15 protein-coding genes and 1 pseudogene are annotated in these 18659 nt (G+C 65.5%); 11 read left to right on the top strand and 5 right to left on the bottom strand.

All coding sequences use genetic code 11. The annotated features are described in order from the left end of the window. Positions 1-39 precede the first annotated feature (39 nt). From NLM25_RS15290 to NLM25_RS15275, 4 genes are all read left to right on the top strand, one after another. Positions 40-1038, top strand: a complete 999-nt coding sequence (locus NLM25_RS15290; RefSeq protein ID WP_254117739.1) for a Ku protein — start codon at positions 40-42, stop codon at positions 1036-1038. A 58-nt stretch (positions 1039-1096) separates the two neighbouring features. Continuing rightward, complete coding sequence (locus NLM25_RS15285) at positions 1097-1333, top strand: hypothetical protein (protein ID WP_254117738.1); 237 nt, start codon at positions 1097-1099, stop codon at positions 1331-1333. 184 nt (positions 1334-1517) lie between these two features. Continuing rightward, a complete protein-coding gene (locus NLM25_RS15280; RefSeq protein ID WP_254117737.1) occupies positions 1518-1691 on the top strand; it encodes a hypothetical protein in 174 nt (57 codons plus the stop codon). A 200-nt stretch (positions 1692-1891) separates the two neighbouring features. Beyond that, positions 1892-2056, top strand: coding sequence for a Flp family type IVb pilin (locus tag NLM25_RS15275; protein ID WP_254117736.1), 165 nt, complete (start codon positions 1892-1894; stop codon positions 2054-2056). Between the two features lie 442 nt (positions 2057-2498). Here NLM25_RS15275 and NLM25_RS15270 read toward each other — a convergent pair whose 3' ends face one another. Then, a complete protein-coding gene (locus tag NLM25_RS15270; protein ID WP_254141371.1) occupies positions 2499-2741 on the bottom strand; it encodes a hypothetical protein in 243 nt (80 codons plus the stop codon). Here NLM25_RS15270 and NLM25_RS15265 point away from each other — a divergent pair. Beyond that, entirely contained in the window at positions 2635-3021 is a 387-nt protein-coding gene (locus tag NLM25_RS15265) for a hypothetical protein (protein WP_254141187.1), read from the top strand. The genes NLM25_RS15270 and NLM25_RS15265 overlap by 107 nt on opposite strands. Before the next feature lie 9 nt (positions 3022-3030). On the opposite strand, the gene NLM25_RS15260 is transcribed toward NLM25_RS15265, so the two are convergent. Together NLM25_RS15260 and NLM25_RS15255 are read right to left on the bottom strand one after the other, a co-directional pair. Then, positions 3031-5538 carry a cation-translocating P-type ATPase gene (locus NLM25_RS15260; RefSeq protein ID WP_254137482.1) on the bottom strand — a complete coding sequence of 836 codons (2508 nt, stop codon included), beginning with the start codon at positions 5536-5538 and terminating at the stop codon, positions 3031-3033. 9 nt (positions 5539-5547) lie between these two features. Further along, a complete protein-coding gene (locus NLM25_RS15255) occupies positions 5548-6372 on the bottom strand; it encodes a universal stress protein (protein WP_309143598.1) in 825 nt (274 codons plus the stop codon). Between the two features lie 302 nt (positions 6373-6674). On the opposite strand from NLM25_RS15255, the pseudogene NLM25_RS15250 reads away from it, so the two are divergent. The 3 genes and pseudogenes from NLM25_RS15250 to NLM25_RS15240 form a co-directional block, all read left to right on the top strand. Next, a pseudogene (locus tag NLM25_RS15250) lies at positions 6675-8318 on the top strand (thiamine pyrophosphate-requiring protein); the annotation flags it as partial. 86 nt (positions 8319-8404) lie between these two features. Next, complete coding sequence (locus NLM25_RS15245; protein ID WP_254137479.1) at positions 8405-10912, top strand: GAF domain-containing protein; 2508 nt, start codon at positions 8405-8407, stop codon at positions 10910-10912. 21 nt (positions 10913-10933) lie between these two features. Next, positions 10934-12631 carry an alpha/beta-hydrolase family protein gene (locus tag NLM25_RS15240; protein ID WP_254137478.1) on the top strand — a complete coding sequence of 566 codons (1698 nt, stop codon included), beginning with the start codon at positions 10934-10936 and terminating at the stop codon, positions 12629-12631. On the opposite strand, the gene NLM25_RS15235 is transcribed toward NLM25_RS15240, so the two are convergent. Both NLM25_RS15235 and NLM25_RS15230 read right to left on the bottom strand, forming a co-directional pair. Beyond that, positions 12632-14215: an MDR family MFS transporter gene (locus NLM25_RS15235; RefSeq protein ID WP_254117729.1), complete on the bottom strand. Its 1584-nt coding sequence runs from the start codon at positions 14213-14215 to the stop codon at positions 12632-12634. A 155-nt stretch (positions 14216-14370) separates the two neighbouring features. Then, positions 14371-14886 (bottom strand): YcgN family cysteine cluster protein, encoded by a 516-nt coding sequence (locus NLM25_RS15230; RefSeq protein WP_254117728.1) that lies wholly within the window; start codon positions 14884-14886, stop codon positions 14371-14373. Positions 14887-15179: 293 nt separating this feature from the next. Between NLM25_RS15230 and NLM25_RS15225 the strand changes: the two genes are divergently transcribed. Genes NLM25_RS15225 through NLM25_RS15215 form a run of 3 tightly spaced genes read left to right on the top strand, consistent with a single transcriptional unit; the run spans position 15180 to position 18634 of the window. Beyond that, entirely contained in the window at positions 15180-17465 is a 2286-nt protein-coding gene (locus tag NLM25_RS15225; RefSeq protein WP_254117727.1) for a transglycosylase domain-containing protein, read from the top strand. Between the two features lie 9 nt (positions 17466-17474). Beyond that, on the top strand, positions 17475-18053 hold the full coding sequence (locus NLM25_RS15220) for a DUF1214 domain-containing protein (RefSeq protein WP_254117726.1): 579 nt from the start codon (positions 17475-17477) through the stop codon (positions 18051-18053). After that, a complete protein-coding gene (locus NLM25_RS15215; protein ID WP_254124237.1) occupies positions 18050-18634 on the top strand; it encodes a DUF1254 domain-containing protein in 585 nt (194 codons plus the stop codon). The genes NLM25_RS15220 and NLM25_RS15215 overlap by 4 nt, the downstream gene beginning before the upstream one ends. The last annotated feature ends 25 nt before the right edge of the window (positions 18635-18659 follow it).

Raw genomic sequence — 18659 nt, 5'->3', positions numbered from 1 at the left:
TATCCTCGTCCTCTGTCCCCGTTGCGTTTGGAGTAGCCCATGGCCCCCCGCGCCAATTGGAAGGGTTTTCTGCGTCTGTCGCTCGTGACCTGCCCGGTCGCGCTCTATCCGGCGACTTCGGATACCGAGAAGGTCTCGTTCAACCAGATCAACCGCAAGACCGGCCACCGGATCAAGTACCTCAAAGTCGACGCCGAGACCGGTGACGAGGTGACCTCCGAGGACATCGTCAAGGGCTACAAGGTCGACACCGACACTTACATCGAAGTCACCAAGGACGAGCTCGACGACATCGCGCTGGACTCCACGCACACGATCGACATCGACGAGTTCGTGCCAAAGGCCGACATCGACAACCGCTATCTGATCCGCCCCTATTATCTCGTGCCTGACGGCAAGGTCGGCCACGACGCCTATGCGGTGATCCGCGAGACCATCCGCAGCATGGACAAGGTCGCGATCGGCCGCGTCGTGCTGACCAACCGCGAGCACATCATCGCGCTGGAGCCGCTCGAGAGCGGCCTGATGGGCACGCTGCTGCGCTATCCCTACGAGGTCCGCGGCGAGCAGGAATATTTTGACGACATCCAGGACGTGAAGCTGACCAAGGACATGCTCGACCTCGCCAAACATATCGTCGAGAAGAAGTCCGGCGCGTTCGAACCCGAGCTGTTCGAGGACCATTACGAGACCGCGCTGATCGACCTCATCAACAAGAAGCGCAGCGGCGCGCCGATCACCGCGAAGGCCGCGCCGAAGACCGGCGGCAACGTCATCAACCTGATGGACGCGCTGAAGAAGAGCATCGCCAACGAGAAGGATGCCGCGCCCGCGGCGAAGGTCGCCAAAGAGACCGTCAAGGGCAAGAAGCCGAAGAAGCGCGCCGAGGGCCAGCGCGAGATGCTGCTGCCGATATCAGGCAAGGGTGGCAAGGACGCCGCGGCGAAGGCCGCACCCAGGGAAACTTCGAAGGAAACTTCGAAGAAGGCCGCGGACAAGCCGGTGCGTGCCCCGGCGCGGGCGAAGAAGGCCGGGTAGACGCATCGCAGCTGCAATCGCACCGTGATGTTTCCCCTCGCCGATCGGGCAGCCTGACATGCCCTGGTCGACGGCGTTCGATGATCCCGTTCGCGTAGGGAGCAGGCGCAAGCTGCTCACGCTTCAAGAGGCGGCCGATTACATCATGCGGCTGCCCGAGGACGCGCAGCACGAAGCGCACTGGCAGACCGCGATCGAGACCTTGATCAACGCAGCCGAGACCGGCGGCGGCTGGGTGATGTTCGCCCGCATCGCGATGTTGCGGGCGCTGAATGCGGACGGCCGGCGCGAATGAGCGCCATGGCCGGCATCCCGGCTAACTTCCCTGCCGACCCCGACGAACAGGCTCAACAAATCGTTAAGCGGCGCTCTCGTTCCGGCACGGCAGGGTATTCCTACGGGAGACAAAATTAACCGTTGGTTCCCCCTGCACGCAGCATGGTGCCGGTCCCGATTGAGCCCAAGGGTTCGCGTGCCCCGTGCAGCAGGACGTCAGAAAGAACTACATCAGCATCGTGAACGACGGCCCTGTGACCGAACAGGCCGCGGGCACGGCGACGCGGCCGGGCACGGTGAAGGATCTGGTCAATCGCCTCGCGGCCGTGCTGAAACGCCGTCGTCCCGGCGTGCAGGGCCCCAGGATCGCGCCCTGAGAAGGCGGCTCCCGCGCAGGTTCGATTTTGAATCCATTTGGATGGATCGATGGAACCTTAATTTAATGGATGCCATCGTATGTGACGGAGGCGCGACGCCCGGGCTTCATTCTTCTGTCGCGCGGAAAAATCTATTCGATCTATTTACGAGTCCGAAAACGACGCGGCCATACATTGGGTCGGATGAACAGGAGTTGGCAATGCGTTTGCTTAGGTATTTCCTTGCCGATGAGTCTGGCGCTACCGCCATCGAATACGGCCTGATCGCCGCCGGTATCGCGCTGGCCATCGTGACCGTCGTGAACAACACCGGCAGCCAGCTCCTCAACAACAAGTTCAACTCGATCAGCTCGTCGCTGAAGTAGCGGCCGCGGCAGCCACGCAATTCGTCATTGCGTGGAGCTCGCGACAAATTGCGAAGCAATTTTGCGCTGATGCGGACGAAGCAATCCAGAGTCCTTCGGTGGAGGGATTCTGGATTGCTTCGTTTGCGTTCGCTATGACTTTCGCCCGAGCCTGGCCCTCTTCTCTCGCCCCTCGAGTGCAGCGAGCCGGGGCCGTCGCAGCCACGGCATCCCAACCCGCGTCGCGTGACGGCCCGAGAACGTCTCTTGTGGCGGGCCGGGGTGTTTCGGGTTGTGCGACAAAACCAGATTTCCATAAATACGAATTTTTTGACCGACGGTAACTGACCCAACTCCGGCAACGCGACGGATCGTAGTCCGGATGGAGCGCAGCGTAATCCGGGGCCGGCTCCCGCGAATACCGTCGCCCTGGATAGCGTTTCGCTCCATCCGGGCTACCCCGCTACGGCGCTTTGACGGCCATGTGAGTCCTGATAGTCTTCAGCGCGGCGTGGCTCGGCGCGCGATGCTGACAATCAATGAACCAAAGCGTTTGAAGGATGCGGATGAGAAGCGTGACGCTGTTGGCTCTCGGCCTCATGTTTGTCGGCGCCTCGTCGCACGACAGCGCGAGAGGCCAGACTTCGGTCGCGCCGCCGGTTTCGCTTGCGCCGCCCAAGGCATCGCCGCCACGCGCGAGCGCCAAAGATTCTAGAACTCCCCCGCCGGCGACCTCTGGCAGAGAGGCTTCGCCACCCGTGATCGGCGGGCTTCCGCCGGCGCCGAATCCGGGCGCCGACTATGATGGCTTCAGCGCTGTCGACGACAATGACACCCCAAGTCAGGTGATGCCGCCCGTGAGGTCACGCGCGGCAAAGGGCTCCAAATCCAGGCCGGATACAAATGGCCCCGCGGAGCAGTCATCAGTCGATCAGGAAGATGAGGCGCTGAAACGAAAGCTGACGATCTGCAAGAACTGTAAATAGCGATCCGGGCTACGGGCTTGGCGCACGCCGACTGCGACGTAGCGGGTATTTCGACAATTCCAGCAACACCAGGGATATCAGCGCCGCCGCCACCGTGACGGCGAGATCGTCGGCATGAAGCGGCCCAAAGCGAAACAGGTCGGCAGCGGCCGGCCACGCAAGGCTCACGGCGAGAACGGTGATCACGAACACGACAATGATGGTCAGTGTCCGGTTCGGCCGGGTGAAGGCTTCGACAAGCGACGTCGAGAACGAGCGGTTGACGAAGATCAGGCTCACGATCACAAGCACCAGCGAGAAGAACGTCAGCGCCCGCACCTCGTTCGCCGGCATGCCGTAGGCATTCGCCGCCACCATCACGCCGCCGCTCAGGATCAGTGCAAGCCCGCCCTGCAGCGCCGACCAGACCAGCAGGGACCGTGGCAACAGAGGATCGTCCGGCGCGCGCGGCGGCCGCTGCATCACGTCGCGCTCTTCGGTCTCGGCCTCGAACACCAGTGAGCAGACGGGATCGATGATCATCTCGAGAAACGCGATGTGGACTGGCCCGAACAGCAACGGCAGCCCGGTCACCAGCGGCAACAGCGCAAGCCCGGCGATCGGAACGTGGACCGCGAGGATGAAGCTCATCGCCTTGCGAAGATTGTCATAGATCCGGCGGCCGAGCCGGATCGCCTTCACGATCGAGCCGAAATCGTCGTCGAGCAGAACGATCGAGGATGCTTCTCGCGCCACGTCGGTGCCGCGCCCGCCCATGGCGATGCCGATATGGGCAGCCTTCAGCGAGGGCGCATCGTTGACGCCGTCGCCCGTCATGGCAACGATCTCGCCGGCGCTCTTGAGCGCGGTGACGATGCGCAGCTTCTGGGCCGGCGCAATTCGCGCGAAGACGGTTCGTCCCCGGGCCGCCTGGGCGAGTTCGGCATCCGCCATGCCTTCGACGTCTGCCCCAGTCAGGACCCGTTCGGGATCGAGGCCTGCTTGCGTAGCGATCGCGAACGCGGTCGCGGGATAGTCGCCGGTGATCATGACCACGCGGATGCCGGCGGAGCGGCATTCGGCGACGGCGCCCTTCACTTCAGGCCGCAGCGGATCGGCGAAGCCGGTCAGGCCGCAGAACCGGAAGGAGAAGCCAGGCTGCGTCTCGGGAAGATCCGTCTCCGCACAAGTCGCCCGCGCCACGCCGAGCACGCGAAGCCCTTCCCGGGCGAGCGCATCGACACGTGCCCGCAATCCCGCCAGCTCTTCGGCACTCATTCCGCAAAGCAGGCCGATTGTCTCGGGCGCGCCCTTTGCCGCGACGACGCATTCAGCGCCGCTTCCACGCCACACGTTCGACATGGCGAGGAGGTCGGGACGCAAACCGTAGCTCTGCACGAGCCGCCAGTCGGCGCCGGTCCCCGGGCCGAGCGAATGCAACGCTTTCTCCATGGGATCGAACGGCTCCGGGGCGCAGGCCAGAACGCCGGTTTCGATCAATCGATCGAACGCAGGTTCGGCGCGCACCGCGACATCAGGCGTGCACTGCGCGCCATCGGGCAGCACCAGGCGTGCGACCGTCATGCGGTTTTCCGTCAGCGTGCCGGTCTTGTCGGTGCAGAGCACGGTCGCCGCGCCCAGCGATTCGATAGCCGAGGCACGCCGCGTCAGCACGCGGGCCTGCGAGATGCGCCAGGCCCCCATCGCGAGGAACACCGTCAGCACGACCGGAAACTCCTCTGGAAGCATCGACATGCCGAGTGCAATGCCGGCAAGCACGCCCTCCAGCCAGCCGCCGCGGTAGAGCCCATACAGGAGCACGGTCAAGGCGATGACGAAGGCGCTGGCGATGGCAAACACGGCTACCAGCCGCGCCGTCTGCTGTTGCAGACGGGGTGCTTCCGTCACTTGCGAATGCAGCGATTGTCCGATCTTGCCGATCTCGCTCCGGACTCCGGTCGAGGTGACTTCGGCCAGGCCGCTGCCGCGCACCACCAGCGTGCCGGAAAACACGAATGGCTGGTCGTCACCGCCGGCGTGCGGCACCGGCTCTTCGAGCGCCGGCCGCGCCTGCTTTCGGACCGGAACGGACTCTCCCGTCAGCAATGATTCATCCAGCAGGAGATCATCACAGCGAAGGACCGTGGCGTCGGCGGCCACGCGGTCTCCCTCGGAGAGCGTGATCAGGTCGCCGCGAACGACCTCGCGGCCGGGAATACGGATACGTTCGCCCGAGCGGATCACGAGCGCGCGCGGGCTGGTCAGGTCGCGCAACGAGTCGAGCACGCGCTCGGTGCGCGCCTCCTGCACGATGGTGATGACGATCGAGATCGATGCAAACACGAGCAGCAGCAGCGCCTCGCCGAGGTCGCCCAGGGCGAAGTAGATCAGCCCGCCCGCCAGCAGCAACAGCAGCATGGGCTCGCGCAACACTTCGATGACGAGGCTGACGATCGTCCGCCGCTCCGTGCGAGGCAGTTCATTGAAGCCCTCGGCTTTCAGCCGGGCCAGCGCTTCGGACGCGGTCAACCCCTGCATGGCCGGCCATCAGTGCGAGAGTAGCACCGGAAGCGGCGGACGCGTGATCATACTGCGCGTCGCGCCGCCCAGCACGAACTCGCGCAGACGCGAGTGCCCGTAGGCGCCCATGACCAGAAGGTCGCTGTCATGGACGCGCGTGGCGGCTTCCAACGCCTCGCCGATGGGGCGGCCCTGAGCATCCACGGTCTCCAGGATCACGTCCACTCCATGCCGGGCGAGATGTTTCGCCAGCTCAGGACCGGAGCGCGTCGTATCAATGCGCTTCTCGTTGGCCACGGTGACGATGTGAACACGCTTTGCCTTTGTCAGCAGCGGCATGGCATCGCCGATCGCGCGTGCAGCCGGACGGCTGAAATCCCACGCCACGGTCACGGTATCGAGTGCGAACGACTTTCCCGGCTCACGCGGCAACATCAGCACAGGACGGCCCGATTCGAAGATCAACGCCTCCGCCGTCGGCTGGTCGGCAAGTTCATTCGCCTCGGCGGGAACGATGGTGAGATCGCGGAGCCTGCCGTATTCGACCAGCAGCCGCGGAAGCTCCGGCGCATGGCAGCGCTCGAGTATCCGCTCGCCAAACACCGCCCTGTCATCCGCCAGCTTCTGGAATGCGGCGAGCGCGGCCTCCGCCTGTGCACGTCCCTTCTTGGCTTCGGCGTCGGCGAGCGCAGGCACATTCAGGAATGCCGGCGACATGAAGCTGCCCGGCACGGCGATCCTGATCTCGCAGGCGATTGCCGACACCCTGGCGCCGATGCTGGCGGCAAGATCGACGGCGACCTGGACAGCCTGTGGCGGCGTGCTGTCAGGATAACTCGCGAGGCTCAGCAACAGGTCCTTGTAGCTCATGCGGGGTTCCCTGGGCGCAATTGCAAGATTGGGGGTGCGTCATCTCACCACCACCATCATGATGCCATGCGGCACCCGGCTGCCGGCTTGACTTGGGTCAAGCCTCCAGCCGACAGAGGGCCTCGCGGGCCTCCATTCGCCGGGAAAGCAGTGATAGCGATTGGTGGGGCCATCCTGCATAGCTGACCTACCTGCATGAGCATCGAGCCGTGCTTTACCGTCTCTGCGATTCCTGATCCTCTCTCGCCCAACCAGCCGGGACCAACCGGCCAAGCCCCGAGGAGAGAGACGCTATGAAGCTCGGCACCGCGATCGCGGAAATCATGAAGCGCGAGGGGATCGAGATCCTCTGCGGCTATCCGGTCAATCATCTGATCGAGCACGCGGCGAAGGCCGAGATCCGGCCCGTAATGGTGCGGCAGGAGCGCGTCGGCGTGCACATGGCGGATGCGATCTCGCGGGTGACGTCGGGGCGGAGCATCGGCGCGTTCTGCATGCAGCATGGGCCCGGCGCGGAGAACGCGATGGGTGGCGTCGCGCAGTGCTACGGCGAATCTGTTCCCGTGCTGGTGCTGCCGATGGGTTATCAGCGCCGGCTCGCGCATATCGAGCCGAACTTCAATTCCAGCGAGGCGATGAAGCCGTTCGCGAAGTCCTCCGAACCCATCATCCTCGCCGCCGAGGTCGCCAACATTTTTCGACGCGCCTTTACCAAATTGAAGAACGGGCGCGGCGGGCCTGTCATCGTCGAGATTCCCGCGGACATGTGGAACGAAGAGGTGCCGGAGCCGCTGAACTACACGCCGGTGCTGCGCACGCGCTACGGCGCCGACCCTGTCCATGTGAAGGAGGCAGCCGCCCTGCTCGTGAATGCAAAACGGCCGGTGCTCTATGCCGGCCAGGGCGTGCATTACGCGCAGGCCTGGCCGCAGCTGAAACGGCTCGCCGAGCGGCTCGCGATCCCCGTCACCACCAGCTTAGGGGGGAAGTCGTCGTTTCCGGAAACGCACCCCCTCGCGCTCGGCTCCGGCGGCCTCGCGGTGCCGCGCGCAGTCCCGAAATTTCTCGCCGAAGCCGACGTCATCTTCGGCATCGGCTGCTCGTTCACGGAAACCAATTTCGGCATCGCGATGCCGAAGGGCAAGACCATCATCCATTCGACGCTCGATCCGAACCATCTCAACAAGGATGTGGAGGCCACGATCGGCCTCGTCGGCGATGCCGGGCTCGTGCTCGATGCGCTGCTCGAGGAGATCGGCAAGACCGTCACGGCGGATCGCGACGCATCGGCGGTCGCGGCCGAGATCGGCGCGTCCCACAAGGAGTGGCTGGCGAAATGGATGCCAAAGCTCACCAGCAATGATGCGCCGCTCAGCCCCTATCGCGTGCTGTGGGACTTGCAGCACACCGTCGATATCAACAACACCATCATCACGCATGACGCCGGCAGCCCGCGCGACCAGCTCTCGCCGTTCTGGAAATCGGTCGAGCCCCTCACCTATCTCGGCTGGGGCAAGACGACGCAGCTCGGCTACGGTCTTGGGCTCGCAATGGGCGCAAAGCTCGCAAAGCCCGACAAGCTCTGCATCAATGTCTGGGGCGACGCCGCGATCGGCTTCACTGGCATGGATTTCGAGACCGCGGTGCGCGAGCGGATCCCGATCATGTCGATCCTGCTCAACAATTTCTCGATGGCGATCGAGTTGAAGGTGATGCCAATCTCGACCGAGAAATATCGTTCGACCGACATTTCCGGCGATTATGCCGCGATGGCGCGCGCGTTCGGCGGCTATGGCGAGCGGGTGACCAAGCCGGAGGATATCATCCCCGCGATCAGGCGCGGCATCCAGAAGACGAAAGAAGGCGTGCCGGTGCTGCTGGAATTCATCACCAGCAAGGAGACCGAGGTGTCGCGGCCGGGCACGTGAGGCGAGCTGGGCGCTGGCTCCGGCCGCGGGAGTTGTGATAATCCGCCCTGGTGCCGCGCACGTCGCGGCATCAAGCCGGATTGCCAATGACCACCCCTTCCAACGACGTCGCCGGGATCGACGAGCTTAAGCGGCAATTGCGGTCGGCCGCGGCCGAGAACGCACAGCTGCGCGGCGAGCTTGCGATTGCAAGGGATCGCCAGAGCGCCAGCGCCGAGATCTTGCGCACCATCGCGGCCTCCCCGTCCGATGCGAGGCCGGTGTTCGCCGCGATCGCGTCCAGCTCCAAGCGCCTGCTCGGCGGCTTCTCGGCGACCGTGCTCCAGTTCATCGGCGACGAGCTGCACCTCGTCGCGTTCACGCCGACCAGCCCGGAAGCGGACGAAGGCCTGAAGGCCTACTTCCCGCGGCGGATCGAGGACTTTCCGACCTTCGCGCTGGTGCGCGACGGGAAGACGATCCAGTTTCCCGATAGCGAAGCGGACGGCGTCCCCGAGCTGAACCGCAATCTGGCCCGGCTGCGCGGCTTTCGCAGCGTGCTGTTCATGCCGCTGATGAACCGTGGCACTCCGGTCGGCATGATCAGCGTCACGCGCGCGGAGCCCGGTGCGTTTGCGCCCGATCTCGTGCAGTTGCTCCAGACTTTTGCCGACCAGGCCGTGATCGCGATCGAGAATGCGCGGCTGTTCAACGAGACACGCGAGACGCTGGAGCGGCAGACCGTCACCGCCGACATTTTGAAGGTGATGGCCGCCTCGCCGTCGGACGTGCAGCCGGTGTTCGACGCCATCGCCGCCAACGCCAACCGGCTGATCGGCGGCTTCTCCACCGCGGTGCTGCGCTATGTCGACGGCGCGGCGCATCTTGCGGCCTTCACGCCGACCGACCCGGCCGGCGATCGTGTGCTGCAGTCTTCGTTCCCGGTGCCCTTCGCGCAGTTCCCGCCCTACCAGCTCGTGGCCAATGGCGCGGCGGCGCAACTGCCCGACACCGAGCGCGAACCGGCGGCGCGCGACATCGCGCGTGCCCGCGGGTACCGCAGCATGCTGTTCACGCCCTTGATGAGCGAGGGCGAAGCCGTCGGAATCATCATCGCCACGCGGCGCGCGACGGGTGCGTTCGCCGAACATCATGTGCGGCTGCTACAGACCTTCGCCGACCAGGCTGTGATCGCGGTCAAGAATGTCAGCCTGTTCAACGCCACCAGGGAGGCGCTGGAACGTCAGACCGCGACCGCTGACATCCTCAAAGTGATCGCAGCCTCGCCGGCAGATGTCACGCCGGTGTTCCAGGCCATCTCCGACAGCGCCAAGGCGCTGGTCGGGGGACATTCCTCCACGGTCACCCGCGTCATCGACGGCATGCTGCATCTCGCCGCCTTCACCACCGACGTTGAGGCCGGCAATGAAGATCTGCTCAGCTCCTTTCCGGCGCCGCTTGCGGCATCAGGCATCCACAGCCGGGTCGCCACCAGCGGAGACTATGCATTCCGCAGCGACATGCAGAACGAGCCCGATCTGACCGAGGCCATGCGGGAACTAGCGCGAATCCGAGGCTATCGCAGCATCCTCGTGATCCCGATGCTGCGCGACGGCGTTGCGATCGGCACGATCGGCGTGACGCGGCCGGAGGCCGGCCCTTTCCCCGACAAGGCGATCAGCCTGCTCAAGACCTTTGCCGACCAGGCCGTGATCGCGGTCGAGAACACGCGCCTGTTCAACGAGGTGCAGGACCGCACGCGGGAGCTCGCCAAATCGCTCGACGATTTGCGCGCGGCGCAAGACCGGCTGATCCAGACCGAGAAGCTGGCCTCGCTCGGCCAGCTCACCGCCGGCATCGCGCACGAGATCAAGAACCCGCTCAACTTCGTCAACAATTTTGCCTCGCTCTCGGCCGAGCTGACCGACGAGCTGAACGAGGTGCTTGTGCCCGCCCCGCTCGCCGACGATCTGCGCGCGGAGGTCGACGAGCTGACGGGACTTCTGAAAGACAATCTTGAAAAGGTCGTGCAGCACGGCAGGCGCGCCGATTCCATCGTCAAGAACATGCTGCTGCATTCGCGCGAGGGCGGCGGCGAGCATCGGGAGAGCGACGTCAACGCGCTGGTCGAAGAGAGCCTCAACCTCGCCTATCACGGCGCGCGTGCCGAGAAGCCGCAGTTCGACGTGACGCTGAAGCGCGAGCTCGATCCGGCGGCAGGCTCGGCCGAATTGTTTCCGCAGGAGATCACGCGGGTGCTGCTGAACCTGATCTCGAACGGGTTTTACGCGGTGAGCAAGCGCAAGGCGGACAGTCGCGCCGGCGATTACGAGCCGGTGGTGATCGCCGCGACCCGCGATCGCGGCGACAGCATCGAGATCCGCATCCGCGACAACGGCACCGGCATTCCGGAAGACGTGAGGGCGAAGATGTTCAATCCATTCTTCACGACCAAGCCGGCCGGCGAAGGCACCGGTCTCGGGCTGTCGATGAGCCACGACATCATCGTGAAGCAGCACGGCGGCACGATCGACGTCGACACACGTCCAGGTGAGTTTACCGAGTTCACGATCCTGCTGCCGCGCAGGAGCAGTTTTTCAGACGGCAGAGGATAACGTCGCTCGGGAGGTGCTTTCATGAATCCAGCGCGGCTCATTCGGCGGCAATTGCTGTCGCTGTCCGGCATCGGCCTCATGCTTGGCGCGCTGTTCTTCGCGGCCGCGCTGACGCCGACGCTGATCCCGCGCAGCTATCTCACGCAAGGCGCCCTCGCCGGCGGCTGCTTTGCGATCGGCTATTCCGCCGGCGTCCTGTGGCGCCGGCTGTGGCACTATCTCGAGCTGCCCGAGCCCTCGTCGCGCGCAAGGTCAATTGCGAACGCGCTGGCGGCAGTCGGCTGCCTGCTCGTCGTCATCGTCTTTCTGTGGCGCACTGCCGAATGGCAGAACTCGATCCGTGCCGTCATGAAGATGGCACCGGTCGAGACCGCGCATCCGTTCAAGGTCTGCGCCATTGCCCTGATCACATTCGTCGTGCTGCTGGTGCTGGGGCGGCTGTTCGCGCTTGTCGCCCGCTTACTCGCCGCGCGCACACGACGCCTAGTTCCGCGGAATGTCGCGAACGTCATCGGCGTGCTCGCTGCTGCCCTGTTGTTCTGGTCGATCGCCAGCAACGTCCTGATCCGCGCGGCGTTCAACGCACTCGACTCCTCCTTCCGCGAGCTCGACGCCTTGCAAGAGCCTGAGCGGCCGCAACCGGCCGCCCCCGATCGAACAGGCAGTTCTGCGTCACTGGTGAAGTGGAAGGAGCTTGGCCGCATGGGGCGCCGATTCGTTGCGTCTGGCCCGACCGCAGCCGAGATCGGCACCCTTACGGGAGGGCCTGCGCAGAATCCCGTGCGCGTCTATGTCGGCCTCGGCAGCCGCGACACCGCGCAAGCGCGCGCCAGGCTTGCGCTCGACGAGCTCAAACGCCAGCACGGCTTCGACCGCAAAATCCTGATCGTCATCACACCGACCGGCACCGGCTGGATCGATCCGGCCGCGATGGACACGGTCGAGTACCTCCACCATGGCGATGTCGCGAGCGTCGCGATGCAGTACTCCTATCTCAACAGCCCGCTGTCGCTGCTGTTTCAGCCCGAATACGGTGCGGAGGCGTCGCGCGCGCTGTTCGCGGAGATCTACGGCTACTGGACGAGCCTGCCGAAGGACAGGCGGCCGAAGCTGTATTTGCACGGACTGAGCCTCGGCGCCATGAACTCGGAGAAATCCGCGGAGCTGTTCGAGACGATCGGCGATCCCATTGCCGGCGCGCTGTGGAGCGGGGCCCCATTCGAGAGCCGCATCTGGCGCTGGATCACCGCGAACCGCAATCCGGGCACGCCGGCCTGGCTGCCGGAATTCCGCGACAGCCGCTTCGTGCGCTTCATGAACCAGAACGGGCCGACGGTGCCGGCCGATGCGCCCTGGGGTCCGATGCGCGTCGTCTATCTGCAGTACGCCAGCGACGCGATCACGTTCTTTGCCTACCGCGACGCCTATCAGGCCCCGGACTGGATGACGGCGCCGCGCGGGCCGGACGTGTCACCGGAGCTGCGATGGTATCCTGTCGTGACGATGCTGCAGCTCGCCCTCGACATGGCGGTCGCGAACGGCACGCCGATGGGCTTCGGCCATGTCTATGCGCCCGAGCATTACGTCGATGCCTGGGTCGCGGTCACCGATGTCCATGACTGGTCCACCGAGGCGCTGGCGCGGCTCAAGGAGCAGCTTGCGGCGAAGGCGCGGAAGACGAATACCGGAGACGACGCCTACGACGATCGCGGCGGCTAGCTACTCCGCCATCTCGACCGGCTGCGTGACGGAGGGGCCGGCCAACGGCCGCTCCTCCATCATGATCAGGCAGAGCGCGGCGGTGGTCATCAGCGCGGTGGCGGCGCCGAAGACGAAGCGGAACGCGTGGCGCATGTCGTCGGCGGGAATGACGATGGCCCCCGCGACGTGATGCTCACCGGCGAGCGGAACGTCGGTGCCGAGCGCGATCAGCAGGATCGCCGCAAAGGCCGCGACCGTGAACGAGGACATCAGCGAGCGGAAGAAGTTCATCGCGCCGGTGATGGTGCCGACTTGCGGGCGCGCGACCGAGTTCTGGAGCGAGACCACGCAGACCGGGAACGTCGTGCCGAGCCCGAGCGCGAACGCGGCCATCAGCGTCAGGAGGCCCCACAGCGGCAAGGTGGTGACCGTCAGGGCGAGGCCGCACAGCGCGGCCCAGGACGTGCCGATGATGGCGACGCGCTTGTAGTGTTTGGCGCGCGCCATGGTCCGGCCGGCGATCGCCGCGCCGCAGGTCGAGACGGCCGCGAGCGGAATGAGTGCGAGGCCCGCCTCGCTGGCGCTGAGATGATAGACCTGCTCGTAATAGAGCGGCAGCTGCACGGTGAGGCCGGTGATGGCACCGAGGCCGCAGCCGCCGGCCGTCAGCGCGAACGGCGCGACCGATCCCGTCAGCAGCTTCAGCGGCAGGAACGGCTCGTCGGCGCGGCGCGCGTGCCAGACGAAGGTAACTGCGAGTGCGACCGCCGCACCAACCATCGACAGCACGGTCGGCGAGAGCCACGGGAAGCGCGTGCCGCCCCAGGTCAGCACCAGCATGAAGACGACCGCGGAGGCCATCAGCAGAACGCCGCCGAGCCAGTCGACCTTGCGCTTGCGGTGGAACACCGGGATCTTCTTCATCTTCGGCAGCAGCATCACGATGGCCGCAGCCGCGAGCGGCAGGTTGATCCAGAAGATCATCGACCAGTGCAGATGCTCGGCGAACACGCCGCCGATCACGGGGCCGAGGATGCCGCCGACCATCCAGACGCTGGAGAAATAGGCCTGGTACTGGCCGCGCTCGCGCGGTGAGACGACGTCGGAGATCACGGTCTGCACGACAGGCATGATGCCGCCGCCGCCAAGGCCCTGAAGGCCGCGCGCCAGAATCAGCATCGGCATGCTCGGCGCGACCGCGCACAGGATCGAGCCCGCGACGAACAGGCTGAGCGAGGTGATGATCATGGCCTTGCGGCCGTAGATGTCGCTGAGCGTGCCGAACACCGGCGCCACCGCGGTCGAGGCGAGCAGGTAGGCGGTGATGACCCAAGAGAGATTGGAGACGTCTTGAAACTGGCGCCCGATGGTCGGCAGCGCGGTCGCGACGATGGTCTGGTCGAGCGCGGCCAGGAACATCGTCAGCATCAGGCTGATGACGATGGTGCGGACCTCGTCCTGCGACAGCGGCGCCGGCGGTGCGAGCGAGGGTGCGTCATCGACGCTCAAGACCTCGCTGGGAAGGCGGGACAGCTCTTCGGCGATATCGTCAGGCAACGCCTGAATGTCGGCAGAACTGCTCTGCCGGTCGAACTTGTTCATCTCGATCGGAAGCCGTAAGGCGGCGCAACGCCGCGAAGGATTCGTTCTATGCAGGCAATGTAGAGAGGAAAGTTCTTCTCAGGCAGGCTCCGCCGCGCATGGGTGCATCCCATCATGGGGTCATCCCGCAGACGTGATCGAAACCGGAAGGCGGATCAGTCCTTCGGGCGTCGCTTCAGGCGTGCCCGTTTCGGCAGCTGTGCCGGCCATTGCACGATGTGATCCTCGAGCTCATCGTCCGGGATCTCCTCCTCGCTGCCCTCGACCCGGCCGCGCACGGAGACGCCGGCTTCATGAACGGTGTTGGGATCGCCCGACACCAGCGGATGCCACCAATAGAGATCGCGCCCTTCGGCGACGAGCTTGTAGCCGCAGCTCGGCGGCAGCCAGTTCAGGGTGCGGACATTGGCCGGGGTCAGGCGGACGCAGTCCGGAACCTTGGCGGAACGATTCGGGTAGTCCTTGCAGGCGCAGGTCGCCCCATCGAGCAGCTTGCAGCCGACATGGGTGAAATAGATGTCGCCGGTATCCTCGTCCTCGAGCTTGTTCAGGCAGCAGCGGCCGCAGCCGTCGCACAGGCTTTCCCATTCGGGCCCCGACATCTCTTCCAACGTCTTGGTTTTCCAGAAGAATCCTTCCTGGCCGGAAGGTCGTTTGGGAGCTGCGGTCATACGCCTCAACAAGGGTTCGAAAGAGCTACGGCACCGCCATCTAGGGCGTGCAGCCATGAGGCTGCAAGCAACGCCTCCGCGAGGCCCGTAATGAACCGGGGTCAATTAGGCCTGTTGTTCAAAATCGTGAGCCTGGCCATTGGTTTATAGACCCTGCTCGGCTAGAAGGAACGGCAAGTCCCCTCGGACGCGAAACGGGCGCCTTGGGTTTGCCGTAACATTCCCTCAAGACGTCCCAGTGCCGCCCCGGCCGGGTGCTTGAACGCTGTCGAACCGAGCCTCAAGGGTTCTAGGTGGTCCAGAACACACCATCCAACTGGAAGAGCCGCGTCCGGAATTTCTTTCTGGACCTCGACGCGCGCATCGATTCCTCGCTGTTCTCCTCGGCCAAGGGCATCCGCGAGCTCTACGAGCGCTATTCGACCTTCATGGACCGGTTCTATGTCGGCCGCTGGAAGCGCTGGGTGTTCATCGAGCCGCTGTCGGAAGCCGCGACGCTGGGCCTCGGCGGCCTCGTCGTGATGCTCACGCTCGCCATCCCAGCCTTCCGCGAGACCGCGGACGAGGACTGGCTGAAGAAGTCCGACCTCGCGGTGAGCTTCCTCGACCGCTACGGCAACCCGATCGGCAGCCGCGGCATCAAGCATAACGACTCGATCCCGCTGGAAGACTTTCCGGACGTGCTGATCAAGGCGACGCTGGCGACCGAAGACCGCCGCTTCTACGAGCATTTCGGCATCGACATCGCCGGCACCGCGCGCGCGCTCGTCACCAACGCCCAGGCCGGCGGCGTCCGCCAGGGCGGCTCCTCGATCACCCAGCAGCTCGCCAAGAACCTGTTCCTGAGCAACGAGCGCACCATCGAGCGCAAGGTCAACGAAGCCTTTCTCGCGGTCTGGCTTGAATGGCGCCTGACCAAGAACGAGATCCTCAAGCTCTATCTCGACCGCGCCTATATGGGCGGCGGCACCTTCGGCGTCGACGGCGCGGCGCATTTCTACTTCAACAAATCCGCCCGCGATGTCACGCTGTCTGAAGCCGCGATGCTCGCCGGCCTGTTCAAGGCGCCGACCAAATACGCCCCGCACATCAACCTGCCCGCGGCGCGTGCCCGCGCCAACGTCGTGCTCGACAACCTCGTCGATGCCGGCTTCATGACCGAGGGCCAGGTGTTCGGCGCCCGCCGCAACCCGGCCTTCGCGGTCGACCGCCGCGACGAGGCCTCGCCGAACTATTATCTCGACTACGCCTTCGACGAGATGCGCAAGCTGGTCGACACTTTCCCGAAATCCTACACCGAGCGCGTGTTCGTGGTGCGCCTTGCGATCGACACCAACGTGCAGAAGGCCGCGGAAGACGCGATCGAGAACCAGCTGCGCCAGTTCGGCCGCGACTATCACGCGACGCAGGCCGCGACCGTTGTTTCCGATCTTGACGGCGGCATCCGCGCCATGGTCGGCGGCCGTGACTATGGCGCCAGCCAGTTCAACCGCGCGACCGACGCCTATCGTCAGCCCGGCTCGTCGTTCAAGCCTTACGTCTACACCACGGCGCTCCTCAACGGCTTCACGCCGAACTCGATCGTGGTCGACGGCCCGGTCTGCATCGGCAATTGGTGCCCGCAGAACTATGGCCATTCCTACTCCGGGTCGGTGACGCTGACGCAGGCGATCACGCGCTCGATCAACGTCGTGCCGGTGAAGCTGTCGATCGCGATCGGCCAGAAGGAACAGCCGAAAGCGCCGAACCCGGCCAAGATCGGCCGCGCCAAGATCGTCGAGGTCGCCCGCCGCTTCGGCCTCAAGGCGCCGCTGCCCGATACGCCGTCACTGCCGATCGGCTCGGACGAAGTCACCGTGCTCGAGCACGCCGTCGCCTACGCGACCTTCCCCAACCGCGGCAAGGCTGTGACGCCGCATTCGGTGCTGGAGGTGCGCACCGGCGCCGGCGATCCGGTCTGGCGCTGGGACCGCGACGGTCCAAAGCCGCGGCAGGCGATCCCGGCCTCCGTTGCCTCCGACATGGCCGGCATGATGAGCCACGTCGTCAGCGAAGGCACCGCGCGCCGCGCCGCGCTCGACGGCATTCCGACCGCCGGCAAGACCGGCACGACCAACGCGTATCGCGACGCCTGGTTCGTCGGCTACACCGGCAATTTCACCTGCGCGGTCTGGTACGGCAACGACGACTACTCGCCGACCAACCGCATGACCGGCGGCTCGCTGCCGGCGCAGACCTGGCACGACATCATGGTCGTCGCGCATCAGGGCGTCGAGGTCCGGGAGATCCCCGGCATCGGCATGGGCCAGAAGCTGCCGCCGCAGCCGATGGCCGCCCAGGCCAACGCGGCGCCGAAGGTGCTGGAGACCAAGCCCGGTCCGCCGCCCGTGCTGACCAAGCGCGGCGCGGACATCCTGGTGCGCGTCGAGAAGCTGCTCGATGACGCCGCCAGGACCGCGACCAAGTCGGCCACCGACGACGGCAAGCTGGCCAAGCCGGCCTCGTCGACGAGCGCACTCGCCTTCCCACAGAACTATGCGGAAGAGAATGCGAACGCATCCGTCCCGCGCAAGAACTGACATAAACCCGTGCGGCTGATCCTGATCACATTGACGGCCCTTCTGCTCGCGAGCGTGGTCGGCGTCGGCGCGACCTGGATGACGACGACGCGCGGCACCGAGATCGGCGCGCTGACCATCGGTTCCTGGACCGCCCGCCCCCGCACCGGCACCGCCGACGTCGATCCGTATTCGCGCGCCACCATCGTGCGCAACGGCGAGCTGCCGATCGGCACCGGCGACGGCGTCGCCTTCACCGCGACCGCCGACGACAAGAAGAAGGCGCTCGACGGCCGCTGCGACGTCGTCGTCTCCGGCGTGACGCCGCCGGCGCGGTTCTGGACGCTGACGCTGTACGACCGCAAGGGCCACCTCGTCGCCAATTCGCTGCAGCGCTACGGCTTCACCAGCCAGGAGATCGTGCGGCAGTCCGACGGCTCGTTCGAGATCCGCATCGCCTCGCGCTCGCGCGCCGGCAACTGGCTGCCGACCGGCGGCATCGAGCGCTACGCGCTGATGCTGCGCTTCTACGACACGCCGGTCGGCGTTGCGACGCGCACCCAACGCGATGCGCCGATGCCCACGATCAAGACGGTGGGCTGCTCATGATCCGCCTGCTGTTCACGATCGTCGCGGGTGTGGTGCTGGGCCTCGTCGTCCACCTCGTCAGCGTGCTGGCGCTGCCGCGGATCGCGACGCAGGACGCCTATTCGCGGCTGACGCCGATGACCAAGCTCAACGGCGTCACGCAGCTTCCCCTCGCCGATCCCAACAATTCGCCGATGCCGTTCATGGACCCGGCCTTCGCGATCGCGATCTGCCGCTACGACCTCACGAACGGGCCGATCAAGCTGACGGTGCCGGTGAGCCAGGCCTACACCTCGGTGTCGTTCTACACCCGCAACGAGATCGCCTATTACGCCATCAACGACCGCTCCGCCGGCAAGAAGGTGATCGAGCTCGACCTGATGACCGAGCCGCAGCACAACGAGCTGCCCGAGGACGAAGAGGTCACCGCGGCCGACCGCCTGATCATCGATTCCCCCAGCACGACCGGCCTGATCGTGATGAAGGCGCTCGCCGCCGAGCCCGGCCTGATGCAGCAGGCGCAGGCAACGCTTCAGGCTGCGAGCTGCGGGCCGCAGACCGAGCAGCCGGCCAAGGCCGAGGCCCCGCGCGGCCGCCGCTGAGCGCGGCTGTTTTCGGCACCCTCAA

The organism is Bradyrhizobium sp. CCGB01 (assembly GCF_024199795.1).
In the GTDB taxonomy this organism is placed as follows: domain Bacteria; phylum Pseudomonadota; class Alphaproteobacteria; order Rhizobiales; family Xanthobacteraceae; genus Bradyrhizobium.
The sequence above is the reverse complement of the archived record's forward strand: the minus strand, read 5'-3'. Positions and strand labels throughout refer to the sequence as shown.